Raw genomic sequence first — 25,001 nt, forward strand, 5'->3', positions numbered from 1 at the left:
CCTCCCTTATTTAACCGTGAATTTTCTTGAAATAGATTCTTTAACATATCGCTCATACAAATCAGGGTGTTCTGCTTTAAATCGCTTGCTATCAAAACGATTTGTTTTATATGACTTCCAATACACTTTGTAATTTTCAGTTCCACCAACTTCATTGGTACCGAGCTTTGCTTTAATCTTGTTTTCGTACTCTACCTTTTGTTCTTGGAGTACTTTAATTTCTCGGTCTACTTGATCACGAGCTTCAATGAGAAGTTCTTCTTGCTTGCCTAAACTCACGAACCTATCCGCAATGGATTCGGGGTATAAGTGTTTAAGTAATTCTGTTGATGCATCTGAGCCATCGAACATCGGCGGCTCATTCTTCTCAACATTGTTGAGCCAAAAGTCTTTTTCAATATTGATAAGGTACTGGATCAATTCCTCATCGCGTTCGATTTTTTTGTGAACAAACTTGTTACCGCCGATGAGTACTGCAATCCACCATGCTTCATAGCCAGTTACGGCCATATAATGTTGACACTGCAAGAGATAAGCTGCTGGAACTTCCTCGTCTTCCCACTCTTTTTTTAAATATTCCGACGCAGTTTTGCATTCAAGTCCAACTTTTTCACCAACAATCAATCGGTCTACGTTTGCTAACATCCACGGATATTCAGGGTGCTGAAGAATTGCATTTCTGCGTTGTACCTTTAAATCGGTACGTTTTACAAATTCTTTTGCCACTACTTCTTCTAAAACGTTGCCGAAGTATGCAGCTTCACTTTGTATATCTTCCTTTTCAATCGCTTGTGTTTTTTCAAGGAATACTTGAACTGCTGATTTCCATTTATTTAAACCTGCTATAGCAGAAACATCTGAACCGCCAATACCTTGTGTACGTGCTTGTAACCACTGTTTATGGTCCATGTTAAGTGTGTTTATTAAAACTTTCGCTTGCATGTTCTATCCACTCACTTTCTGTGATATACTAGCCCTAACTTATCTTTTTAAAGGGAACCCATTGCCATGGGTTCTTTTTTATTGCCCAGAATATTTTTGTAACAATTCGAGTGCTTCATTAATACTTCCATTTAAATCATCAGATACCGCATCTTCTGGACACTCCTGCAAAATTACAACCGCTTGATTGATTACACCTTGTAACTTTTCGACATCGATAGAAGTTGTAATAATTCCCTCTTGTTCTTGCGGATCAGCTTTACCGTAACCGTTGTGCATTGCCATTTGGTTTTCTAGCATCTAGCTCACCTCCTCGCAAAGAGTTATGTAATGTGCTCTCTCTACCACATCCGCGTTAACTCCCTGACTTCTTAACCGCCTAATAACCTTAAGAATGTTTTTACGATCTTTTTCACGTTCCGCATCGTGCTTTTCTTTCGCTCGATACAGTGCTGCAAGTTCTCTTCTTGCTAGTCGTGCTTCCTTTATCCACTCACGCAATAACTTTTCATCATGTGTTCTTAATGCTTCAATTTGCTTTTGTTCACAATGCTTTAAAAATGAATCTAACGTTTGTTTCTTTTGTATGTCCTTTTGTAGAACTGGTGCTGTGATACTCATATTCTTTTCACCTTCCTTAATTGCTGATTTTCTTGCTTCAGCTGTTCGTTCTCGTTGATTAGCTTTTCAAATGTATCAAATAGCGCTACGCCACCCACGAATGAAACGATAACCACCGCTGTGATAAAAAGGCTGAATGTACTTTCAACCAACGTTTGGTGCCTCCTTTTGGGCTTCTAACCATGCTTCCAAATCTTTTTGTAAGAAGAGTAATTTGCGCCCTTCTCGGATAACTGGAAACTGGGGATGGTTTGCCAACTCATACATTCTGCAAACCGCGATGTTAAGGTAAGCTGCCGCTTCTTTTACTCGCATTACTTTGTTCGGCTGTGCTTGTTGTTGAAATGAAGCCAAAGCTGCTTGAATTTCTTCACGAACAACTTCACGAATTGATTCTTTAATGATTTGATCTAATCCCATTTTTTTCGCTCCTTTATATCTGTAATTTACTTATGAAATTTTGATTAAAGGTAAAAATATTCTTATGAAGTATAATCATAAGTTTGCTTCAAGCATACCTTTAGGTAAAAAAATAAGTCGTCTTATACTGACTCCTTTAAAATTTCCTCTGTCGTTACATTTAAAAATTTTGCTAACCTAACCAATTTAGTAATACTTGGTTGTCTGTTACCTCGTTCTAAATTACAATAGATTGATTTGTTTCGGTAACCAATATTTTCTGCAACATAACTTTGACTATATCCAAGCTGCGTCCTTAAGGCTTTAACTTTTTCGGTATCAAGTACCATCATTTTTATCACCTTCATCTTGTTTGTTAATTTGATTATATACTAAAGGTTTGCTTCAAGCAACCTTTTTATTCAAAAAATTTTAGTTGTCTTGTAGCAAACCTTTTTGATACATTCTATATAGGGAGTTTATTGACTTTAGTTAATAAACTTTAGGGGGAGGATTTATTAAATGAGCGAAAATATAATTGGCGTTAGAATTAAAGAAATACGAGTAGAACTTCTTAAAATGAGTCAACTTGAATTTGCAGAAGCTATAAACGCTAAGAAATCAATGATTTCTTTATACGAAAATGGCCATAGAAACCCATCTAGAGAGACCGTTGAAAAGATGTCTCGTTTATCTGGAGTGTCAGCAGACTACATCATGGGAATTTCTGAACATAAAAATTTAAATTCAACGGAGTCAAAATCATTAAAAGATGATCTCAAAGAAATAATGTTTCAAATCAATGACCTCGATCCAAAAAAACGTGAAGAGATAATTAATATGATCAAAAATGAGTTATAAAGAAAAAGCGATAACTAGCTTAATTGCTAACCATCGCTTTTTTTATTTTATTCAGCTTTTTAATAGCTTCTTTATCACCTTTATATATTTTTTCTAATAATGCTTCCATTTTATTTTCAATAATAATCATATCTGATTTTTCTTTGGTCAAATTCCCCATATAATCCTGCCCCCATTACCCGTAATTATTCAAAAATATCAAAATGAAGAAAATGAATAGTCCCTTAAACATACGAAATGCCATTACATCTTTAGATGCAATGGCATTTTAAATCTTTTATTATCCTAAAGTTCCTGGGTCCATTTTCATTAATTGTACTTCTTTTACCTTGTCAGCGGCTTTATTATCTTTAGTTGGTACCGAACTTACTGATAATACCGATAACGCAAGTGTACATGCAATAACTAAACTGGCTACTATTTTTTTCATTCTTCTTGTCCCTCACTTTAAGATATCAAAGATTTTTATGTAGAATAAATTTCCGTCTTTTAAGAATCGATGATAAGCTTTCCTGCGTAATCCTTCATCATTAGTAGCTATCGATAAATAGAAGTCTTGAATTGCAGTTCGATTATCAATCTGTCGTAATATTGCAGAAGCTTCACTATTTTTACGTTGAAGTATATACAATAATGCCTTTTCAGCATCATGATGTATATATTTTGATTTTACAGGAATATTATGAATAATACAACAAAACGAACCTGTATTTTCTACTAATTTTCTTTTAAGTAATGATTTGTTATTTTTTATTTTTTTTAATTCTCCAAGCGAAAGTCCAAAATAATACAATGCTTTATCAGGATCACAGAAAATATAACTTTCAGCAACTATACTTATTGCTGTAGCTCTTAATAAACATGGGATTCCTTCTTCTTCTTCTAACACTTTTTGCAATAACTCTCTAGCCATAACGACTTCATCCTGCATTAAATAAGCGTATGCGCATATGATGTTCAGCTCTGCTTCATTTAAAGTTTTTTCTAACCCCCTTGGCATATCGTTTATTTTTTCTTGTATCATCCCTTGTAATACTGTTAAAACATTGTATGCACCTAAATCAAAATAACCATATATACTCAAAGTGTTCACAAGTATATTTACCCCTGTTTTATTTAAATTGACCTTTGTACGTAATACTTCTATTTCTTTGAGAAATTCCCCTGATCTTAATGAACGAGTTTGTCTATCTAAACAAACTCGAAAAATCTCTCTATAATTATTTGTTACTGATTGCTTGTAATCTTCTCTCACAAGATCACTGAGTAGTTCCGTATAACCTGCTAAATATAAATAATACATAGCAAGTCGTATATCCGATTCTTTATCGGTACCATTCAAAAACTCCTGAACTACTTCCATTTTCTTTTCTTCAGAATCCAGTCCATCCAAGATTTTCATTAATTTTGTAAAAGTCATAGGTACTTTCCCATTCAATGTTTTCCATAAATTTGACTGTGATAAATTTGTTATTTTCGACAATTTTGCCGAATTCAAATCATCACTTGGTACAATACCTCCAAAACCTATTACCTTATTCATACTGAAGCCTCCTTGAACGCGAGACACCTTCCCGAATTTTCTCAATAGAAAAACTGTACCATAGAGGATTTCATTTGAAATATTATGTTATACTTGGGCTGACTCATGGCAATAGTTTTCCCTATCCACATTAGGGAACAGCATAAGAGTGGCTGCACACTACTTTTGCTGCGCTATGGGTCTTTTTTGTTCCTATTTTTATTAAAATTAGTTTATCACAAGATTTAGAATCTTCATTCCACTCAAAGTCAATTCATGTTGAGAAAGTTTTTTCGAATAGTCTATGCCTCTACACTATTAGCAAATATATTAATTGTGACCTATACTCTGGCAGTAAACGTCAAACATTTGCTGTTTACAATTTGTAAAAAAATCTATTAGCGTAAACCTTAACATTATAGGTAAGGTTGTTGTCTCAGGCTTTATAACTGTAGGAGTAGATTTTTGAAAGACGAAGTTCAAGATTGGTTACTTAAAAAAATTTAAAAATAAATTTCTGTAAATCAAAAGCACAGTAGCATTAAGCACTGTGCTTTTTTCTCTCTTTATATTCCCGTTCCTGGATCGGCATATCCTGCACCACCTCCAGGACCTGCTTCATTATTCTTTTGAGCGTAGTTCCATCCGCCTGGATCTTTTGTATATGTATTTCTCATGACTTTTTCTCTCCTTCCTAATTTGAATCTACAATTATTTTAGCTCATACGTTCTGCATCTGTAAATTAACTATTTTGGTATTTTGTAGGAGTATATACTTCCATTAATAAATTAAATATATTAATATGATTATAAAACGATTATAAGGAGTATATTATATGAATCAAATTGACTTTAGTTCTATACAATCATCCGTTAATCATCTCGCCATGCAAGCAGCTATTATGTTTCTTACCATGGGGGTTACTTTTGGAGTAGTTTATATCTTATTACTAAAAATCCATGCTCCAAAAACGTTAGCTAGTGTGATTGCGACAGTGTGTACTGTAGTAGTTGCCTGTAAAACGATTTCAATTCTGTATACATGAAAAAAATAAAAGAGCCAAATGGCTCTTTTATTGATTTTGTAATCCTTTACTGACAAAGAAAAATAGCATTTTTACATTTCTAATTGAAATAAAAATTGAGTGCATAAAAATAAACATCCACACAAATAAAATGATCCACAACCAAATTGGAACCGTCAATTTCAACAAAAATGGCTGTACTAAAAATTGACTGCAAAAATGCAAAATTATCCCCATCAATACAACTGTCAATTGTATAGTTATTGCCCATGTAAAAAATATAACTAACACTGTAAATTTAGAAACGCTTGAGTCAATTTGGCTAAAAGTTGTTTTTAGCTTATTAATCATATCTGACTGTGAACTTGATATCACTGCTATACTGGCCATATTAAAACCCGCTAAAATAGATATCGCAGTAATAACTATACTATTTAAAGATTGAAAGTTCACCATAAATTCTTTAACCTTCATATCGGTAAAATATGCTGCTGTGAATACAAAGAACAAGCTTATAATAAGTGCAAAATAAATATCAAAAGCTTTTTCTGATTTTGTAGAAAACTTAATGTAATTCCGAAAAGAATCGAATAAAAATTTATTCGCTTTAAAAAAAGCTTTTGCTTTAACCATTTAATCATTCGCTCCTTTTTAACGAGTCGCGCCCTTTTATTATACTTGCTATTTTATCATATAGATCCTCGCTACTGGGATTGTTATTCTCATCCACTTTAACATCTGGTCTATAAATTTCATGTGATTTATCAATATTTATACTCTTTTCTGCCCCTTTATGTTCCCCAATTACTTTTATAGATGTAACTCCCCTCTGCCCACGGAATTTATTAATATATGGTACAATAGATTGTAGTCCCTCTTTAACCCGCTTTGCTTTGAACTCTAAAGAAACATGTGTAGCTTCTAACTCTTCCATTTCCCCTTGCATTTCGCGTATAAACTCATTCTCTCCAGTATCGACTTTTGAAGTGATTTCAATTTTTGTAGATTTAATCTTATCTAACTTTTTTAAATCCTCTATAAAATCTACACTTAACAATGAACAAATATTAAAACTACAATACGATGAATTCATTAAAGTGTTTTTTCCATGTCTCTCTAAGTAATCTTGTAACTTAGAACGATTTAGCTTTATATTATACTGTAAAAGCACAAAGCCGTCCTTTTTTCTAATCATGAAATGAACATGATCTTCCTCTCCTTCACGCATTTGTTTTGGGTTTGTTCTACTTTTTAATGTGTCTGCATGAATTAAATCAGCAACTCGTCCATATTCAGCACACTTAAAATTTCCATAAATAGTATGTTCATCTTCTTGTAAATCACTTAAAAGCATAAACCATTCATCAGAAACCACAAATTTTTTTGCAGAATTATCTCTGGCATAAATTTCTCGTAATAGTTCCAAAAAAAAATTTGCATCCCAAGTGTCCTTAATGGTGTCTGCTTTTCCACTATTTGATTTTTCTATGTACTTTACATCAATTTGATACGCTGAAAAACTTACTCTTTTACTACTTTTCTTTTTCGCCAAATTTCTCACTCCTGTAATATAGACTAACAAGGCACTAGATATCTAGAAATTGTTACGTACAAATATAAAACTCGATACCTAAACACCTTCCATATATTTCATTATACTTACGTATCATAATCTTTTGGAAGATTTTTCACAAAAAAATAAATATATTATCCTATTTTAATATTCATTTGACTTGTATAGATTTATGGTAAAATATAACCATCGCTGATATGTCCAACTAGGTAATTTTCATGGCAGCAAAATTACAACTAGACTTATACAACATGATTCAAAACAAAATGAAGGAGTGTTTTAAGTGAAAGGACATATTCGAAAAAGAGGAAATAAGTACTGTATCGTTATTGATATTGGTCCTGATCCAGAGACAGGAAAAAGAAGACAGAAATGGTTTTCTGGGTATAAGACCAAAAAAGAAGCACAGGCTGATGTGGCAAAGAAAATTACAGAGTTGAATGAAGGAACTTTTATAGAGCCATCTAAAGTTACGCTAAAAGATTACCTAAATCATTGGCTAGAAATTAAAAGTATGAGCATAGAAAAGAGTACCTTTGCTGGCTATAGGGCATTTATCAACCAACATGTTATACCTAGTATAGGAATGGTTGCGCTCCATAAATTAAATGTTATGCACATTCAAAAATGCTATAAGACTGCGATAGATAAAGGGATTGCAAACAATTCTATTTTGCTTATGCATAGAATTTTAAAGAGTGCTTTAAACCTAGCTGTAAAACAAAATATTATTTCTCGAAATCCAGCAGATTTTGCTGAGATACCTAGAAAAGAAAAACCCCCTATCCAGACTTGGACAGAGGAAGAAGTAAAAGAATTTTTAGCTCATTCACAAGAATCACGATATCACATTGGGTATCTACTTGCAATAACTACAGGTATGCGTTTGGGAGAAGTTCTAGGTTTACGATGGCAGGACATTGATTTTGAAAAACATACTGTTACAATAAATCAAACATCTGGTCATGACAATAAAATCAAAAAAACTGCAAAAACAAATTCATCAAAACGCACAATTCCTGTACCTAATGAAACAATAGCTGCCTTAAAAAAACATAAAATTTTAATCAATAAAGAGAAATTAAGGTTTGGTTCTGCTTATCTAGATCAAGATTTAATAAATTGTAATGAGTTTGGAAGAATCATAAAAAGAGCACATTTCAGAAAAAGTTTCATTAGGGCGACACACAAAGTAGGTATAAAAGAAATTAAATTCCATGATTTAAGACATACACACGCAACTCTACTATTGAAACAAGGAGTTAACCCTAAAATCATCAGTGAGCGATTAGGTCATACAGATATTTCAATGACATTAAGTGTCTATTCTCATGTTTTACCGAATATGCAGGAAGAAGCAGTTAAAAACTTCGGTAAAAGTATCTTTGGATAACTTATGTTTGCAAAATGTTTGCATTTTATCAAAAAAAGTCAAACAAACGTTGTCATATCAAGGTTTGCTTGACCTATCATCTTATATTCTTGATAAAATCTCCGAATCCCTATTGAAATATTTAATAATGGAGCGTTCTCACCACCACGGGTTATGCATTCGAATCGATATACATAGGAGAAAAAATCTTGTGTTTTTTCATCTTTTATTGGCCCTGACATCGCCTCACAAATATTTTGTGATCTAAGAGGAGAAAAATAGATTTCTTCTGCATTTGTATTTTCTAAATATATAGGACGCTCACAAAAAATATGTGAGATTAAAGCGGGCACCCACTTAGAATACGTTTCATTATCATGTAGTACTGGCAAATTAGAAATCAAATCGGATTGCCATTCATATTTTGGTGGCTCTACTAATTTATTTGGTTTCCAATCATGAATAATCTCATACCAACTTTGAAAAATATAATTGAGCTGCTCTTGTTTAATAGGTTCTTTTGATACAATCCATGGTGTATTTTCATTTAATACGTACGGATTATGCTGAATAAACAATATATCAGAAAACATATCATACAGTCTTTCATTCAAACGTTTCAACTTACTCGTTAATAAAAACGTCTTATAATGTATCTCTACGATGTCCAGCCATTCAATAGGAAAGTATATAAATGATACCTTTTCATTTAAAAGAGGTTCTACTATATTTTCAAATGTTAACAACCTTAATTTTTTCATAAAATGATTCTTTCCTTTCTTCAGTTGTCTTGATTATCAAAAAGCTAGAACAAAAGTTACTTAATCTAATCCATTTAAACAAAGTATTTAAAAGAAAAGTAAAAACTATCTACATAAAACATTATCAAACCGACTCTTTTAAAAATTAAAAGTAATTATTATCTACAACACCTCTTAGTATTCATAATTTAATACATTTAAATTATATAATACATATAATATATTGTACTTATCATTTACAATAACTTTACAGAAAAACCAAAAAAGAACACCTTAAATCGGTGCTCTTTTTACAAATATCAAGCGTTATGTAGTTGAACATATAGATAACATGAACCCTCCAAATGAAATTACTCCTAGTAAACCTACTATAAATCCTGTTAAACAAATACAATCAGCAAGACAAATAGAAGACTGCGATAATGGAACGAATGACCTACTTGTACTCGACCCATATTGTTTTATTTTTTCATAATTCATATCTAACATTAAATGTAGACATTTTACACCATCCTCAATAGTATGTAGAGATTCTTTTTCTAATCGCTCCAATAATTTACTATCAAAAGAAACTGATAGAGGATACTGCTTATCTAATTTTATATTTTGATAAATTAGTTGCAAACGAGATAATATATTATTTTTCTTCTTTTCAGATGTTACTGTACATTTCATATTATTAAATTCATTTAATAACAGTGTCAATTCATCTCTTTTTCCGTATAAATCTTTAGCTATTTTTCTCTTTACTTTATACGAATGGAAAATAGATTTTAGTTCAACCATATTCATACACTTCCTAATTACATATTATTTACCCAATTATTTTATAGATAAACAGTACTTTTTAATCTTATTTAAAATACACTCAAGCAACTTATTTTACTATCGATTAACATTACATTAACCTTACACGGTTGTAATAAAATCATTAGCTAGAAGGAAGCAATGCCCAAACTAGACAGATATTTAATGATAAAACCATAAGAAAAAAACAATGATTAGATTTTAAATCTAGTCATTGCTTTATCCATCACATCTTGATTACACCTATATATCTTATTGTTACTCTTTCACTTGAATGATTGAATATATCCATTAATAATGACTATATTCTTTGTCGGCACGTACATATATAAAACTAATGTTTTTTAATTGATAAGGTGAAACTTTAATTAGCCCTCATCCATCGGGCTTTTATGGGCAGCCGGCCACCTAACTTCTCTTTGCTCTCGCTGAATTTTTTTAGGGTCTTACTGCCCGGCAAATAGCAGGATAAATGCAATCAATATTCATACGTTATAATAGTACCAGTAGTATCAGTAGTACCACTAAAACCATCAAAACAGTTAGAGCAACCGCCACAGCCGCCACAACCACCACAACCTCCGCAACCAAAACAACCGAAGCAACCAATACAACGGAATCCACCACAACGGAATCCGCCACAACGACCTCCGCCACAACCGCCACAACGACCACAACCCCCACAGCGACGAGCAGCATCTTCAATATAGTAATATGGATATTGATTTTGCTGGTCCCAATAGACAATATTTCCAGATCGGTAATCATTAAGGCTTAACGCTTGTATTTCTTGTTGAAACTGATTCATTTTCATAACCTCCGTTTATAAAATACAACCTCATTGATGCTTCCCTATATTTCTGTTCGTTACATCTAAGTAGAAATAGCGCTATAAACTAAGTTCAATACGTACACCAACAAAGTATGACTTATCACTAGATGATGCACCTTGTTCATATACCTATTTTTACTATGGGCTCATTTTTATAAATAGAAATTATAAAATATAAATTCTAGCGTCATATCTTCATACTTACTAAGCTCAATTAATTTCTCAATAATCACGCGGACAAATCCTATATATTTCCATATATCACTTAGATTTTCTTGTACTGTAAATGCCTTTGCTATAACACCTCTAAGTAACCGGTTTCTATGACGGTTAAGAAATTCCTATAAAGAAAAAAGCCCTAATTAGGGCTTTTTATTCTATTTCTCCAGCAAAGCTCTCTATGAAATTTCTAATTGAAAAAAGACACACTTAGATTGATGCGTCTTTTTGTGATGCCTCTTTTGTGAAATCATATAATGCAATTGCGCCTAAAAGAACAAGTATACCTTGAGGAACATCTAGTAAAATAGTTTTCCAAATTTCTGGAATTACCCATTTAATATCTGCTGCTGTTTCAAGATATGTTTGGAAATAGCTGATTGTAAAATTAATTATCCCTAAAAATACAAACAACGATAAACCAAATCGAATTAATTTCTTATTTGTAAACATATAACACCTCTCAAAATTCATTGGATATTCCTGCTTTTGCTTCTTTATATTTCCATATCTCTATATTTGATTTTAACACACAAAGAACTCAAAAAAATACAATATGCAAATTTGCATATTGTATGAACAGCACTTCATGTTAACTTAGAAATTCCTGCAAAGAAAAAACAACTCCGTTACAGCTAACAGCTCGGGTTTCTTTTCTTATTTAACTTCATACCACCAACATTTACGTTCTTTAATTGTAAAATAAATGTGACAGAAGTTTATCCAGTTAATGCGTAGACAATTAAATGAGCTAAATTATCGATATTCTATTTCACCATATCCGTAGCACTAATGACTTTACGCAAATTTGACAAGAAAAAATATAGAGATAGGTATGATCCATACCTATCTCTAACATTACTTCTATTCTTTATCCAATTACGTCTTTTACGTCTGTATCCACTGGCCACTTTTCTAATGTATAAGCCATTTCCCAAAATGAATATTCATATTGACTGCTAATAATAAAATGCTGTTTCATACGCTTGCGGTCTGCCTCTGTTACTTTTTCAGCAATAGTATCTAACCGTATAATTTGTTCTTCAACTAGCATACGGAACCAATCAGATCCATAAGCAGAAATCCATTCGTTATAAATTGGCTCTTCCGGCTGACATTCTTTTAAACGTTCCCCAATTTCGTAATACAACCAATAGCAAGGTAAAATTGCTGCAATGATATCTCCTAAATGCCCTTCATACGCAGCACGATACATATGTGAAGTATACGCATATGCAGTTGGCGCAGGAATAAAATTATCTTTTTCTTCTTTTGTTATCCCTAGCTTTTTAGCAAAATTCTCATGTAAAGATAACTCGGCCTCATATGTATTTTGAGCATGATGTGCCATACGAGCTGTCGTCTCTAATTCAAGAGCTTTTGCAGCTCCTAAAGTTTGTACTCTAGCAAAATGACTCAAATAATATGAATCTTGAAGCACATAATAGCGAAAACTAGCTAAATCTAACGTTCCTTCACCAAGTTTTTTTACAAAAGGATGGTTAAAACTCGCTTCCCAAATTGAATCTACTTCTTTACGTAATGATTGTGAAAAAGTCATTTAAATCCCTCCAATAATGTATAAAATATAAGTATTTATCCACAATTATTAAAGCTGTAAAATAAAAAAACTTTCTTTACAGGCGTAAAGAAAGTGAAATTGACAGTATTTATTTACTCATTAAATAGCAACGTCTTTCCCACTTCCCTACGCTGGCATTAACCAGATCAGGTACTAAGAGTCTCAAAATCACATTTGATCTCAGCCTATAAAAGGCCCCCCTAGTGGATAAATATTTTGTTTTTATAATGTATTCATCATAGCATACTTCGTGAAACTGTCAAAAGAATTAGTTATATAATCCCCTTAAAACCCTTCTTCTTTTCTAACTTTTAATGATGTTTCAATAATCATATCTAATAGTTTGCTATAACTAATTCCCGCTGCTTCTGCACTTTTTGGCAATAAACTTGATTGTGTCATCCCTGGTAATGTATTAATTTCCATTACATATGGAATTCCATCCTTCACCATCATATCAACTCTTGCATAAACACTACATTTTAATGCTTTATAACAAGCCAGTGACGCTTTATTTACACGTTCATTAATTTCCGCTGGAAGTTCGATAACTTCCTCAACTGTACTAGTATCATCATATTTTGCATTGTAGTCAAAGAACTCGGCTGCATGTCGAATTGAAACTATAGGTAACTGTTTTCCATCCAGAATGGAACATGTAATTTCATCACCTTTTACATACTTCTCAATTACTACTTCAGAATCCCATTCAAATACAGTTTCTAGCATTGAGATCAATTCATTTTTATTGTAAACGATTTTCACCCCGACACTCGATCCGCCAGAGTTTGGTTTTACCACTAATGGAAATCCTAACTTATCTAACTCATCAAGCTTTAGATCCTCCATTTTTGTAAGTTCAATCCAATCTGGTGTTTCTACACCTTCATAACGTAAAATCTTTTTCGAAATATTCTTATCCATACATATACTACTAGATAACATATTACTTCCGCTATAAGGAATCCCTAAACTCTCCAGTGTTCCTTGAACTGTCCCATCTTCTCCATATTTCCCGTGTAATGCGAGCAACGCAAAGTCAATGTCTTTCGCTTTTTCAATTAAATCCATTTTTTCATTTAATGTAATTGGGACTATTTCATACTTATTTTTATCTAAATGAGCAATCATTTCATTCCCTGTCATAATTGAAACTTGTTTTTCAGACGATACCCCGCCCATAATAACACCGATTTTCATTTTCTCAACTCCAAATTTCATTTTTTAATGTATCACCAATTATTTTAATTCCCCGAACTATTTCTTCTTCTTTCAAGCGCGAAAACCCTAATCGGAAAGTGTTCGCCCCTTCTCCATCAGAGTAAAAAACATCTCCAGGTGAAAACGTAACGCCTTTCTCATAACACTTTTGTAAAAGTGTGCGGGCATTCATATGCTCTTCTAGCTCTATAAATAAATGAAGTCCACCATCTCCAGTCATTCTTTTGAAAGGAATGAACTGATTACACGCGCCGACAGCTAACTCATATTTTTTCTTATAAACCGATCTTGCCTTTTTTAAATATTTCTCAAAATATCCCTCATGTAAATATTGAAATAGAACCGCTTGATCTAACGTAGATGTGTGGATTGTTCTTGCTCTTTTTACGCTTTCTAAATAATGAATCAGCTCTTTATCTGCAATAATCCAACCTACACGTAAACCAGGGAAAAGTACCTTTGAAAAGCTACTAATATAAATCACATTATTGCCAGCTCCAGCAAAAGTTAATAAGGGAGCTAAATGTGAACCTGAATAACGTAATTCTTCATTAAATCCGTCCTCTATAATAGGAACCTTATATTTCGAGAATAACCTCATCAATTCCGTTCTTTTCTCTGAACTCGTAACAATACCGGTTGGATTATGATAAGAAGGAATTAAATAAGCAAAATCAAAATCTTTTTCACGTAAGCTTTTTTCAACTTCATTCGTATCAATACCATCCTCATTCATATCAATCCCATGAACTTCAAGTCCATGTAAACGGAACAGCTTTAGTGCAGCGTGGTGAGTTGGATTCTCACAAATGACACGACCGGATTTTTTTGATAAAGAAGAAAGTACAATATCCAATCCTTCTGTAAATCCATTTGTAATTAGAATATCTTTATTCGAAATGTCTACACCTTTCATTTCCATGTAATGAAGTAAATAATTCATTAACGGTTTATATCCCTTTGCATATCCGTAGTTCAATACGATGTCCCCTTCAATGGACATACGAGTAAGAAAAGCTCTTTTGAAGTTTTCAACATCAAATAGCTTCTCATCCGGGGCTATACTATTAAAAACAATCATTCCCTTTTCCCAACGAACACCATGTTTCATTAAATCTAATTCATCCGCTAATGCGGTCACTGTATTAAGTTTATTTTTCCAATCTATTTCAACAGACGAAGTGTTAGATATATCTACCTTCGCAACAAAGTTCCCTTTTCCTTTAACTGCATAAATGAGTCCTTCTTGCTCTAAATCTGCATAAGCAGCAAGTACAGTGTTTCTACTCACACTTAGTAATTCACTTAGTTCCCTTGTTGATGGGATTTTTTGATTCCCGAGCAAGTGCCCTTTCATAATCATCTTCTTCAAATAATCTTTCAATTGAATATAAACGGGACGATCTTTAACAACTTTAAAATCCTTAAACAATTCCTTACCCCCTGCAATCATTTTTGCATATTTATTTCATTCACAAAAGGTCCACGACATATGTATTTTTTATAAAGGGCGGTACGGTCTTACAAGTCTTTTCGATATAAGTTAATTACATCTTTTAAAGCTGCAGCTGCAGCGCCTCGTGGATTAGAAGCCCCACCAATTGTAGTAACTTGTCCCATCGTATCTGTAAAGAACGTAATTCCTTTTTCGGTCCCATTTACTTTTGCTAACGGATGATCTTTTTCTATTTCGCACGGTTCAACATTTAAATTCACATTGCCACCCTCATCCTTATATATTGATGCTATTAATTTAATAATTTTATGTTGTTCCTTAGCATTTTGTATTTGCTGTTTTGTAACGTGCTCGATTCCTTTTATATGTATATCAGTAAGTGTTTTCTCTGTTTCCATTAAGCTGTTTGTCAAAAGTAACAATTTACACGCACTATCTGAACCACTTATATCTAATATAGGGTTTGTCTCAGCAATTCCTTTATTTTGCGCTTCTTTCAGTGCTTCTTCAAATGTCATATCTTCCTCATACATTTTCGTAAGAATATAATTAGTTGTTCCATTTAATATTCCTTCTATTTTTTCAATACTGCAACCGGCTAAACTAAATTGTCCGATATCTAGCGTCGGTAGTGCAGCGGCTGTTGCACCGCTATATCGAATTCGTACATTTACGCCTCTTGCTGCTTCATTTATTTCTCTCCAGTTTGTAACGAGTGCACCTTTTGAAATTGCTACTATATCCATCTGTTTCTCAATCGCTTGTTTCATATATTGTTTCCCTGGATTTCCATCTTTAAGATTTGTAACTGTTGATTCTACCAATACAGTACCACTTATGCTAGTTGTTGCACGTTCCTTCGGATGATACTCTAAATATTTTTCAATTGCAGCGGTACCGCCACCATACATCAATAAATGATGAAGAGATAAGCCGTCTTCATTATGTATTGCAATATTTCTTCCTAATACGCCACTTACAACTAATTGAATCCCATATGTTTCATATATATATGAATACTTTTCATTTAATAATTTTATAAACTCTCTGCCTACTGTTCCGTATCCTGATAATACAACTTGAATCTTCATAATATCCCCCCATATTTTTCTACCAAACCCCTCTTTCAATATAATATAAAGCGCTCTCGAATTCCATCGAGAGCGCTTTATTATTACTTATTTCGGTAAACGTGATAGCTTTTCAGCAATTGTTCTATAAAACTCTTGAATGCTAGAAAAACCTAACGAGTCTGAAACACTTAATCCTACCATGTCGAGATGATCCCAATTCGCTTTCGTTTCGATATGATTCCATTTTCCAACCTGTAATGACTCATGATTATTTACAGCAACATTAGAAATTGGTGCAATCATAGAATTGGTATTTACTACACCATCATTTTGCCACCAAGAAGTATCAACTAACGGACGGTTTTCTTCATATCTCGCATAAGAACCTAAGAAAAATGCATTCCCCATCAACACTTTATTCATCGTTATATGAGGCAAATGTAAACCTGTAATAGGTGCTGCTTGTGATGCATGTCCACTATAAGATAAGTAATAAACATCCGGTTGCGTCTTTACCCAATTATTTAACTCCTTTGCACCATCTGTACTTAAATCCCATTGACTTATATCTTTTGTATTTTTCCAAAGTGAACTATTTAGAATACGATTACTATATTGGAAAAAGGACTCTCCAGCAATCTTCTTTATACCCCATTGATCCAATTTAAAATCATATAAAGATAAATTATTGTTTCCTCCAAAGCTCGCAGCTGTAATGAGTAAATCTTTAACGAACGGCAGCAGAAGACTACCATCCGCAAGTGTTGTACCGTTGTGAGGGGTTGCTAATGTTGTAACACTATGAACATATGATTTTCCACCTTCAAATAGTGGTGATATTTTGGTGTCTGGGTGATTTTTCGCATAATTCTTTTCTTCAAAACTACCTTCTTTTAATAGCTGTACTAATGTTCTAATCGTTTGTCCACCCATGCTATGCCCAACTAAATGAACTTTATTTGTTTCACTCCAATTCGGCGTAAAACCACTATAAGTTCTGCCAAAACGATTATGTCCATGTTTCTCAGCATGCGAGGCACCATAGTCTACTGTGCCACCGCTAATTTGCGCATACAATTCACATGCACGATCCCAGTTACTAGAAACAGGTCCAACAGCTGCGGTATGTACCGTATAACCATTTCGTTTCAAATCTTCCTGTATATCATGAACACCACCCCAATACTTTACGCCAAGCATTTCTTCTCTACCCCATCCAGCAAATCCATTCACCAATATGATAGGATAATTATTTGGTTGCCTCTCTTCAGCATATGATATTTTCGCTGCGAATGAACATAAGGTCACTAATGCGAAAAAACATATTTTTAAAAATAACTTCCCCATACTTTCTCCCCCTAATAAAACGTTTACATTTTTCTTCTAAAAATTAACAGAATGTTTTAACAACTTAAACATAATGTAAAGTATTTTATATACGTTGTATATATAGAAAACATATACAATTGTTGATAAATATTAATTCAAGTGAACATTTACTTTTTACAATACAACTTGTAAATCTGTTTATTTGAATTTATAATTAGATATAGTTTCCTCATGTTAAAAAGATTTAAAAACCATAAGAAAACTAATCTCATTGCTTGAAAAGGAGGAAAAAGCATGCAAATCGGATCAAATATTCATACATTATCTCAACCTACTAAAATAACTCCATCTACTCTTGAGCATAATACTATCTCTTCTACTAAACTGGAAAGTAAGAAAGTAAATGATCCTATCAAGTTTGATATTCGTTCATCTGAAAAAGAAATGAAACAGCCTGAGCATAAATTTAATGAATTAGATTTATGGAAGATGTTAAAGGATAAAGGTGTTCCTTTATGGATAATCCTTGAAATGCTACAAAAGGCTCGTAAAGAAAAAGAAGCCCAAAATAATTCAGTTCAAAATTCAAATGCGATTGAGGAAACAAACGAGACTCGATTAAATGAAGTAATGTAAAGCATAATATTTGATTGGTCTACAAACTAAAAAGAGTTCGGGGGTGATAAAGTTTCTATCAACCTCGAACTCTTTTTTTATGATTTTTCTCCAATCGTTACAAACTGGAAAGATACTTTTCCTTCCAAACCTTTAATTAGTTTTTTTACTTTAACATTTTCATTAACCAATGTATTATCTGTCGACATTTTAGGTTTTTCGTCACCTAGAGATTTTTTCAAATGAAGAAGATGCATTTTCATTTCATTTGCCTTTATTTCTTTATACACACTATTTTTTGCTACAATCATATACCATTCCGTTGAATATTTACGATTGTTACCTATCCAAGCATCACTATCGTATGTAACAGGAATCTCTTCCCCTCCTATTTTAATACTTTTCATAGTCTTATCGTCTTCACTTGTAAATAATAGTGACCCTTCTTTTGGGAATTTCGGTAACGTATCTATAATATAATTGGAGCCATTATCTTGTTTTCGAAAAAGTTTTTCTTTAATCAATGCTTGTGCTGTAGATTCATTTAAAATTAAGACATTTCCATTTCCAACTTCCCCTTTTTTCACAGAAAACACTTCATTTTCTTCCGTAATTTCCTGATAACGATTAATAATTGGTGAAATATTATTTTCATCTCCAATAATTAATACACCGTTTGCAGGAAATGAGTTGTCCTTTTTAGAACATGCACTAAAGCTTATTAAAAGTATTATAGTTAACATAAAAATAGTTAATATTCTTTTCATCACGATTCCTTTCATCATACAGTTCATTTTTCCACATACTTTAGTGTAGTCTTACAAGCTAATAAATTCTATTGCTCCATAACCTTATAAAGCTTTTGCAGGTAACGCCAACGGGTTATAAAGAAATATAAAACTTGTATACATATAAATGAAATTAAAATAACGATAGAGCTATTTATGATAGAAAAATCGACTAATTGCTGTAATGCTATATAAGCAACTACAGTATGAATCACTGCAACGAAAATTGGTAAAAAGAACATTAATAATAACTGCCTCGTTACAACTTTTTTCAACTCACCTTTACTTAATCCCATTTTCGAAATCATTTTATATTGCTGTTGGTCGCGATCCAAATCTGTATATAATCGGAAATAAATAAAACTAGCGGCGAATGTAAAGAAGACGATTCCAACTAAAATACTTACCATAAGTAATAAACCATTCTTTTGCTTTGCTTCCAACAAGTTTAATGTTAAAGCTTCAAAGTAGAAATCTCTGTCCCTAAGATTTTTATCGAATATACTCTTTAATTGATTTGAAATCTCTTTCGTTTTTATCCAATCATCTACAACAAATCCGTAAGTACGATATGGAATTTCTTTATTAACTGGGTCACTAGTAAGAGGTATTCCATCATATACCTGATCTTGAACAGCGATATAAATAGTTCTAGAATCATGTGGTAAAACTAAATTTTCTACAGCTTTTTTCACATGAAATGTCTTTGTCCAGTCACCTTGAATGACTTCTATATTCTTTTTATACTCGCCATTTTTAAATTCTTGTTTTTGTGATACGACTCCAGGAATTAATAAAATTTCATCTTCTTTTTCAATTGTTTCTTGTTGATAGCCTAGTGCTTTAGCAAGATCGTTGTATTCACTTAACTTCATTACATTTACGCCATTTTCTGTGTATATATATGAAGATGAAGCCATTCGATACGGAATATTAGCATCAGAAAGGTGTTTTTTTATAATAGAAAGATTTTTATTCAATACTTTGTCATTTTCAAAACTTCCATACAAAAATGTATACGGATTTGTCATCCTTACCAAATCCCTATTTCCAATTGCGGCTGTTGTACCAATTGCTGTAAATGCAACTGCTGAAACTATAGATACTATAAAAAACATCGTTGCATTATCTTTCATACGGTAAATTAATTCAGAAAATGTTAATATATTTGTTCTCTTTAAAAAGAAAGATTCTCTCCTTTTAGCAAGATGCAGTATATACACGCTACACTGTGTATATAAAAAGTACGTTCCTATAATTACTAGAAGCACACCTATTCCAAGCGTAATAAAATTGGTACTTGGTATGAAGCGAAATACTGAAAAATATCCATACCCTATACTAATTAAAGAAAGTATCGATAATAAAACTGAAGATTTCGGTTCAGGTTTTGGCTTTTCCTCTGCTCGAATAAGTTCCACAAGTTCCGTTACTTTTATCATTTTAAATGTAAATAATGAAACAATTAAAAACAAGCAAAGAAATGTAATAACTGTTAATAATACAGCCCGCACTGGTATATAAAAAGGTAAACCATTATTAATCATTAATACACTTGCACTTATCAATAAGACTAGTTTAGAAAATATGAGTCCAATGAAAATCCCTATACAAATTGAACCAAGTCCAATCAACATATTTTCAATTAATAATAATTTCTTAAGCTGTCTCATTGACATACCTTGCATCATTAAAATACCAAATTCTTTCTTACGCGTCTTTAAAAACGAACTAACTGAATATAGAATGAAGAAAAATGAAAATACAAAAATCAATCCTTGCGAAACTGAAAATCCCAATGTACCAAATGCACTTATTGTTGCACTTGTCGATTTCAACTCACCTTGTAAATCAGGATGAAATAATAAAAGAGCATACGTAAAGAAAATCATAATAGAAAATGCACTACTTAAAAAATGGCCAGCATATGTACGCTTATTGCGAAAAATATTATTAAATGCGAACTGACGAAAAGTCATGCCTTTTCCCTCCTAACAAAGAAAGGACATCCATAATCTTTTGATAAAAAGTTTGCCTACTTTCACCACAATAAATTTCGTTATATAGTTGACCATCTTTAATAAAGATTACTCGGCTGCAAAAGCTCGCTGCATACGGATCATGTGTAACTAACATCATCGTTGCTTTTTCTTCTTTATTTAGAGTATCAAGCATCTCCATTACATCATTTGAAGATTTAGAGTCTAAATTCCCTGTTGGTTCATCTGCAAGTAACAATTGCGGCTTATGAACGATCGCACGAGCAATTGCTGTTCTTTGAGCTTGTCCCCCTGATATTTCAAACGTTCTTTTACTCAATATATCTGTAATGTTTAATTTATCTGCAATCTCTTCCACTCGTTTGTTCATATCTTGCACAGAAACACCATCTAAAGTCATCGGCAATACGATGTTTTCTTTTACAGTAAGTGTGCTAAGAAGATTAAATGATTGGAAAACAAATCCTAATTGTTTTCTGCGGAATAACGCTAATTCTTCTGATGATAATTGGAAAGGATTTGTACCATTAATAAATATTTCTCCCGATGATGGAGAATCAATAGTAGATACCATATTTAATAACGTTGTTTTCCCACTACCTGACGGGCCCATAATTCCTACAAATTCACCTTCTTGAATTGATAAATCAATATCTACTAATGCTTTAAAAGGTACTTTCCCTCTATATACTTTACTAATACTATTTGCCTGCAAAATTTCCATTTATATTCTCCCTTCATTTCCACCGCTCACTATAGAGTGTAAATGAATTGTCTTACAGCTCATATTGATTCATCTTTCATTTATCTTACACGCTTGTAAGATTTCTAAAAAAACTGATAATAAACCTATTTTCAATCTATAAACAAAGCATATCTATCTTATAATATTTGCATATTGGTTTGAATTACAATGCTATTTTCTAATCTTAATTTTATTAATATGAAAAGACCGATTTTTATCGGTCTTTTTACTTTCAAATATTATATTTTAACTGCTGTATGTAGTTAAAGCATATTTGAGTTACCCATTAAATACTATTTCACTTTATAATAACCTCTGCAAAAAAAATGAGTGCTTCGGTTTCATTGCAATCAAAAACGAATTGTAAATATCTGAGGCGGAAATGAATGTGTTTATCCAACATATAAATAATAAAATTGATTTAATATTTCCTGATACAAAGAACGACATCATGGCAGGTACTACTGATAATACAATAATAGGCAAGCTCATAAAGACCCAAAATCTCGTTTTGGATAAGACTGCATTTGTATTTAGCCCAAAAAATCTTTTACTAAATGTTAAGCTAATATCCCCTTTTTTACTTATTACTAAAATGTGTAACCATTCGTGAATGATAAAGATTAAGGTACCTATGCGGGATAAAATGAATATAAAAAAGCTTAGAGTTTTAGCTCTAAGCTTTTTTATGATTTCGTATTAATTCCTTTTACTGCACAATATTTTTTATCCATTCAGATTTACTCAATACATAATGATTATATAGTTGATTTGCTATCTTGTGTTCACTCAAATAAGTAAACCCGCATTTTTTAATAACTTTATTTGATGGTACATTGTTAATTAAAGTAATTGCGTTAAGGACAATTAAATTTGTTTCTTTAAACAAATAGTCAATTAAGCCTTTAGTCGCTTTTGTAGCATAGCCATGATTTTGATGTTTATTTGAGATAGCATACATTATCTCTCTGTTTGGTGAAGGGAGTTCTTCTTTCATGCCTGTGCAGCACCATCCAATGCATTCATTTGTAGCTTCCTTAAATATTCCTAGCTTTAACATATGATTATCTATGTTATTCGTAGTTTTCACTGCCTCAAGAAATGCTTTGTTTGCTGGTATTTCATAATTTGCAATCCAATCCACCCTTTGTTCTTTCGTCGATTTCCAGTCTGGTAAAAACTTTTCTATTTCCGGTTGATTGGCTATTTTATAAATACTTTCTGCATCTTTGACCATAAACCCTTGCAAGTATATATCTCCACAATCTATTCTAAATAACTTAGTTGAACTCTCTTCTCCCATGTTAATTCCCCTTACTTACGTTATAACGCCTTTATCTGCTTCGTAAGTTCTATAAATCGTTCATCAAGTTCTTTATATTCTTTGTCGTTAGAAGTTAAAAAGCTTAATTTCCCTAATACTTCTTGTCTCTCTGTTTCTAACGTTAAACGTAGCTCTTCAATATTATCTCTTGTTTTAGTAGGTTCTTCTAGCTGCTTTTGTATCGTATTGTTTAAAAACACGAGTTTTATGTTAGTTGTTTTCTCTAGAAAATATCGATCGTGAGAAACAATTATTAATGTTCCGTTATACTCAGCTAATGTATTTTCAAGTTGTTCACGTGAAGGTAGATCCAAGTGATTCGTCGGTTCATCTAAAATGAGTACATCTTTTTCATCTAAAATATAAGCCATTAGCTTACATTTTACTCTTTCTCCCATACTCATATGCTCAATCGGCTCTTTCCATTGAGAAGCTTGGAACCCTAAATGTTTCATTAAATTTTGGACTTTTCCTCTTTCTTCAAACGTCTCTTTAAAAAATAAATCTTCTGGCGTTTTGTCCAGTGGCAAATCAAAAACCTCTTGTGTTAAATAACCGATGTTTGCAGATGGTGAAATCCATATTTCTCCTTCAGCAGTTTCCGCTCCCATAATCATCTTCAGTAATGTTGTTTTCCCGCTACCGTTTGGTCCAACAATTGCAACTTTCTCACCGTGCTGAATTGTAAAATTAACGTTTTCAAATAATGCTTTTCCATTAAATTCTTTTTTTAATTGCTTTACTTCTAAAAAGCGTTTTCCTACTTTTTTACTCGCTTGAATAGAGAACTCAATTGAATACTCTTCTTTCACACGTTCTACTTTCGTTTTCTCCAGCTCTTTTTCGAGACGTTTTCTTTTTGACTTCACTTGCGCATCCATTCGTTTCGCTTTTACACGATAAAACTCTTTAAAACTTTCTTGTTTTGTAGACTGCGCGTGTGCCTTTTGTGACCATGAACTTAATTCTTTTATATGTGTTTCTACTTGTTCTATCTTTTTTTGCTGCTTTTCATATTCTCGCTGCTGCGACTTCCTTCTTTGCTCACGTGCTTTCATGTAGCTTGTATAATTACCACTATGGTCAATTAATTTTTTGTCCTCAATTGACCATATTTTTGTTGCAACAACATCTAAAAAATATCGATCATGCGATACAACGATAACTGTACCTTTCATATTTTTTATTTGTTTAATGAGAAATTCCGTACTCATTTCATCTAAATGATTTGTCGGTTCGTCTAATATTAAGACATTAGGATTTTTAGCAAATCCTTTTGCTAATCGAATTTTTAACTTTTCACCACCACTTAAAGTATGAAAATCGTTCGTTGGCACGCCCCATTTCGCAAGCAGTTCTGCTTCTTTTGCAATTACATCGTTACTAATAAAAGATTCTATTTCTTGCTCAACATATGCGGTTGTCATATTCATTTGCTGCCATTCAACAATCCCTTTTGAAGGCTCAATCTTTCCATTTATTAATTGAAGTAACGTTGATTTACCAGCACCGTTTTTACCAATTAATCCGATAACATCCCCTTGTTTTACTGTCACATTCATTTTCTCTAACAACATATTTTCTTTTATTTCAACATAAACATCATTTAATTTTAATAGTTCTTTCATAATACCGATCCCTTTCATTAAGGGAGAATAAAAAAATCCTCCCAAATAAATTTGGCAGGATTAGTCGTTAAAATATTTACACCCAAATAAGCTATTACGCAACATAAATAGCAATACCGTTGTATGGAAATCGGGCAGACTAATCCTATTTTTTAGAAATTGAAATTTATTGAATTTCAACATTTAAAAATAAGATTAGTTAATCATCGTCCACCCATCATTCCTTTCCCTCATTAGTAACCATATTGTACCATAATAGTACTGTATGAGTAAATGCAATTATTTGTGCTGCTAAAAAAGATTGCT

29 protein-coding genes, 2 pseudogenes and 1 riboswitch are annotated in these 25,001 nt (G+C 32.4%); of the genes and pseudogenes, 4 read left to right on the forward strand and 27 right to left on the reverse strand.

The window, feature by feature from the left end; genetic code table 11:
* Nucleotides 1-6: 6 nt before the first annotated feature.
* The 6 genes from N2V92_RS22115 to N2V92_RS22140 form a co-directional block, all read right to left on the reverse strand.
* Entirely contained in the window at nucleotides 7-942 is a 936-nt protein-coding gene (locus N2V92_RS22115; RefSeq protein WP_086403452.1) for a YqaJ viral recombinase family nuclease, read from the reverse strand.
* 78 nt (nucleotides 943-1,020) lie between these two features.
* Nucleotides 1,021-1,242 (reverse strand): hypothetical protein, encoded by a 222-nt coding sequence (locus tag N2V92_RS22120; protein WP_086403451.1) that lies wholly within the window; start codon nucleotides 1,240-1,242, stop codon nucleotides 1,021-1,023.
* Nucleotides 1,243-1,563 (reverse strand): hypothetical protein, encoded by a 321-nt coding sequence (locus N2V92_RS22125; protein ID WP_086403450.1) that lies wholly within the window; start codon nucleotides 1,561-1,563, stop codon nucleotides 1,243-1,245.
* Nucleotides 1,560-1,715, reverse strand: a complete 156-nt coding sequence (locus N2V92_RS22130) for a hypothetical protein (RefSeq protein WP_170264815.1) — start codon at nucleotides 1,713-1,715, stop codon at nucleotides 1,560-1,562. Before N2V92_RS22130 ends, N2V92_RS22125 begins: the two co-directional genes overlap by 4 nt.
* Nucleotides 1,708-1,983, reverse strand: coding sequence for a helix-turn-helix domain-containing protein (locus N2V92_RS22135; RefSeq protein ID WP_086403449.1), 276 nt, complete (start codon nucleotides 1,981-1,983; stop codon nucleotides 1,708-1,710). The genes N2V92_RS22130 and N2V92_RS22135 overlap by 8 nt, the downstream gene beginning before the upstream one ends.
* A 122-nt stretch (nucleotides 1,984-2,105) precedes the next feature.
* A complete protein-coding gene (locus tag N2V92_RS22140; RefSeq protein ID WP_050427192.1) occupies nucleotides 2,106-2,315 on the reverse strand; it encodes a helix-turn-helix domain-containing protein in 210 nt (69 codons plus the stop codon).
* A 169-nt stretch (nucleotides 2,316-2,484) separates the two neighbouring features.
* On the opposite strand from N2V92_RS22140, the gene N2V92_RS22145 reads away from it, so the two are divergent.
* Complete coding sequence (locus tag N2V92_RS22145) at nucleotides 2,485-2,823, forward strand: helix-turn-helix domain-containing protein (RefSeq protein WP_086403448.1); 339 nt, start codon at nucleotides 2,485-2,487, stop codon at nucleotides 2,821-2,823.
* A 19-nt stretch (nucleotides 2,824-2,842) separates the two neighbouring features.
* Here N2V92_RS22145 and N2V92_RS22150 read toward each other — a convergent pair whose 3' ends face one another.
* The 3 genes from N2V92_RS22150 to N2V92_RS22160 all read right to left on the reverse strand — a co-directional run bounded on the left by N2V92_RS22150 (nucleotide 2,843) and on the right by N2V92_RS22160 (nucleotide 4,366).
* On the reverse strand, nucleotides 2,843-2,983 hold the full coding sequence (locus tag N2V92_RS22150; RefSeq protein WP_170264816.1) for a hypothetical protein: 141 nt from the start codon (nucleotides 2,981-2,983) through the stop codon (nucleotides 2,843-2,845).
* Nucleotides 2,984-3,103: 120 nt separating this feature from the next.
* Nucleotides 3,104-3,253 (reverse strand): hypothetical protein, encoded by a 150-nt coding sequence (locus tag N2V92_RS22155; protein WP_086403447.1) that lies wholly within the window; start codon nucleotides 3,251-3,253, stop codon nucleotides 3,104-3,106.
* 12 nt (nucleotides 3,254-3,265) lie between these two features.
* Nucleotides 3,266-4,366: an AimR family lysis-lysogeny pheromone receptor gene (locus tag N2V92_RS22160; protein ID WP_086403446.1), complete on the reverse strand. Its 1,101-nt coding sequence runs from the start codon at nucleotides 4,364-4,366 to the stop codon at nucleotides 3,266-3,268.
* An 815-nt stretch (nucleotides 4,367-5,181) separates the two neighbouring features.
* Between N2V92_RS22160 and N2V92_RS22165 the strand changes: the two genes are divergently transcribed.
* The gene (locus N2V92_RS22165) at nucleotides 5,182-5,391 is read left to right on the forward strand and encodes a hypothetical protein (RefSeq protein WP_103577592.1); all 210 of its coding nucleotides are present in this window, start codon (nucleotides 5,182-5,184) and stop codon (nucleotides 5,389-5,391) included.
* A gap of 27 nt (nucleotides 5,392-5,418) precedes the next feature.
* Here N2V92_RS22165 and N2V92_RS22170 read toward each other — a convergent pair whose 3' ends face one another.
* Entirely contained in the window at nucleotides 5,419-6,003 is a 585-nt protein-coding gene (locus N2V92_RS22170) for a hypothetical protein (protein ID WP_098281559.1), read from the reverse strand.
* Nucleotides 6,004-6,007: 4 nt separating this feature from the next.
* Nucleotides 6,008-6,922 (reverse strand): hypothetical protein, encoded by a 915-nt coding sequence (locus N2V92_RS22175; protein WP_086402817.1) that lies wholly within the window; start codon nucleotides 6,920-6,922, stop codon nucleotides 6,008-6,010.
* 304 nt (nucleotides 6,923-7,226) lie between these two features.
* Between N2V92_RS22175 and N2V92_RS22180 the strand changes: the two genes are divergently transcribed.
* The gene (locus N2V92_RS22180; protein ID WP_086402818.1) at nucleotides 7,227-8,336 is read left to right on the forward strand and encodes a site-specific integrase; all 1,110 of its coding nucleotides are present in this window, start codon (nucleotides 7,227-7,229) and stop codon (nucleotides 8,334-8,336) included.
* A gap of 38 nt (nucleotides 8,337-8,374) precedes the next feature.
* Here N2V92_RS22180 and N2V92_RS22185 read toward each other — a convergent pair whose 3' ends face one another.
* The 10 genes and pseudogenes from N2V92_RS22185 to N2V92_RS22230 form a co-directional block, all read right to left on the reverse strand.
* Nucleotides 8,375-9,076 carry a pPIWI_RE module domain-containing protein gene (locus N2V92_RS22185; protein WP_153591261.1) on the reverse strand — a complete coding sequence of 234 codons (702 nt, stop codon included), beginning with the start codon at nucleotides 9,074-9,076 and terminating at the stop codon, nucleotides 8,375-8,377.
* A gap of 306 nt (nucleotides 9,077-9,382) precedes the next feature.
* Nucleotides 9,383-9,868 carry a hypothetical protein gene (locus tag N2V92_RS22190; protein WP_042598145.1) on the reverse strand — a complete coding sequence of 162 codons (486 nt, stop codon included), beginning with the start codon at nucleotides 9,866-9,868 and terminating at the stop codon, nucleotides 9,383-9,385.
* Nucleotides 9,869-10,077: 209 nt separating this feature from the next.
* Nucleotides 10,078-10,209, reverse strand: a pseudogene (locus N2V92_RS22195) (site-specific integrase); the annotation flags it as partial.
* 152 nt (nucleotides 10,210-10,361) lie between these two features.
* Nucleotides 10,362-10,691 carry a heterocycloanthracin/sonorensin family bacteriocin gene (locus tag N2V92_RS22200; RefSeq protein ID WP_001071349.1) on the reverse strand — a complete coding sequence of 110 codons (330 nt, stop codon included), beginning with the start codon at nucleotides 10,689-10,691 and terminating at the stop codon, nucleotides 10,362-10,364.
* 453 nt (nucleotides 10,692-11,144) lie between these two features.
* On the reverse strand, nucleotides 11,145-11,408 hold the full coding sequence (locus N2V92_RS22205) for a DUF3937 domain-containing protein (protein ID WP_002082716.1): 264 nt from the start codon (nucleotides 11,406-11,408) through the stop codon (nucleotides 11,145-11,147).
* 397 nt (nucleotides 11,409-11,805) lie between these two features.
* Nucleotides 11,806-12,495 (reverse strand): thiaminase II, encoded by a 690-nt coding sequence (gene tenA / locus N2V92_RS22210; RefSeq protein ID WP_016077644.1) that lies wholly within the window; start codon nucleotides 12,493-12,495, stop codon nucleotides 11,806-11,808.
* 127 nt (nucleotides 12,496-12,622) lie between these two features.
* Nucleotides 12,623-12,728: riboswitch (TPP riboswitch) on the reverse strand.
* Between the two features lie 73 nt (nucleotides 12,729-12,801).
* Nucleotides 12,802-13,716, reverse strand: a complete 915-nt coding sequence (locus N2V92_RS22215) for a D-alanine--D-alanine ligase (protein ID WP_016077645.1) — start codon at nucleotides 13,714-13,716, stop codon at nucleotides 12,802-12,804.
* A gap of 4 nt (nucleotides 13,717-13,720) precedes the next feature.
* Complete coding sequence (gene pdxR / locus N2V92_RS22220) at nucleotides 13,721-15,169, reverse strand: MocR-like pyridoxine biosynthesis transcription factor PdxR (protein ID WP_000471637.1); 1,449 nt, start codon at nucleotides 15,167-15,169, stop codon at nucleotides 13,721-13,723.
* Nucleotides 15,170-15,258: 89 nt separating this feature from the next.
* Nucleotides 15,259-16,284 carry a homoserine dehydrogenase gene (locus tag N2V92_RS22225; protein WP_000701766.1) on the reverse strand — a complete coding sequence of 342 codons (1,026 nt, stop codon included), beginning with the start codon at nucleotides 16,282-16,284 and terminating at the stop codon, nucleotides 15,259-15,261.
* A gap of 87 nt (nucleotides 16,285-16,371) precedes the next feature.
* A complete protein-coding gene (locus N2V92_RS22230) occupies nucleotides 16,372-17,613 on the reverse strand; it encodes an esterase/lipase family protein (protein ID WP_000517056.1) in 1,242 nt (413 codons plus the stop codon).
* 276 nt (nucleotides 17,614-17,889) lie between these two features.
* Here N2V92_RS22230 and N2V92_RS22235 point away from each other — a divergent pair, with 276 nt between their 5' ends.
* Nucleotides 17,890-18,231, forward strand: a complete 342-nt coding sequence (locus N2V92_RS22235; protein ID WP_001165517.1) for a DUF3914 domain-containing protein — start codon at nucleotides 17,890-17,892, stop codon at nucleotides 18,229-18,231.
* A gap of 77 nt (nucleotides 18,232-18,308) precedes the next feature.
* Here the strand turns inward: N2V92_RS22235 and N2V92_RS22240 are convergent, their stop codons facing one another.
* The 6 genes and pseudogenes from N2V92_RS22240 to abc-f form a co-directional block, all read right to left on the reverse strand.
* Entirely contained in the window at nucleotides 18,309-18,992 is a 684-nt protein-coding gene (locus N2V92_RS22240) for a lipoprotein BA_5634 family protein (RefSeq protein WP_231130553.1), read from the reverse strand.
* Nucleotides 18,993-19,045: 53 nt separating this feature from the next.
* Nucleotides 19,046-20,977 carry an ABC transporter permease gene (locus N2V92_RS22245; RefSeq protein ID WP_016077646.1) on the reverse strand — a complete coding sequence of 644 codons (1,932 nt, stop codon included), beginning with the start codon at nucleotides 20,975-20,977 and terminating at the stop codon, nucleotides 19,046-19,048.
* Nucleotides 20,952-21,722, reverse strand: a complete 771-nt coding sequence (locus tag N2V92_RS22250) for an ABC transporter ATP-binding protein (protein WP_016077647.1) — start codon at nucleotides 21,720-21,722, stop codon at nucleotides 20,952-20,954. Before N2V92_RS22250 ends, N2V92_RS22245 begins: the two co-directional genes overlap by 26 nt.
* A 314-nt stretch (nucleotides 21,723-22,036) precedes the next feature.
* Nucleotides 22,037-22,397: pseudogene (locus N2V92_RS22255) on the reverse strand (DUF3267 domain-containing protein); the annotation flags it as partial.
* 55 nt (nucleotides 22,398-22,452) lie between these two features.
* Nucleotides 22,453-23,046 carry a GNAT family N-acetyltransferase gene (locus tag N2V92_RS22260; protein WP_000503550.1) on the reverse strand — a complete coding sequence of 198 codons (594 nt, stop codon included), beginning with the start codon at nucleotides 23,044-23,046 and terminating at the stop codon, nucleotides 22,453-22,455.
* 20 nt (nucleotides 23,047-23,066) lie between these two features.
* On the reverse strand, nucleotides 23,067-24,695 hold the full coding sequence (gene abc-f / locus N2V92_RS22265; protein ID WP_002082721.1) for a ribosomal protection-like ABC-F family protein: 1,629 nt from the start codon (nucleotides 24,693-24,695) through the stop codon (nucleotides 23,067-23,069).
* Between the last annotated feature and the right edge of the window lie 306 nt (nucleotides 24,696-25,001).

Origin of the sequence: Bacillus sp. CH_48 (genome assembly GCF_038008465.1) — a bacterium.
Classification (GTDB): domain Bacteria; phylum Bacillota; class Bacilli; order Bacillales; family Bacillaceae_G; genus Bacillus_A; species Bacillus_A thuringiensis_S.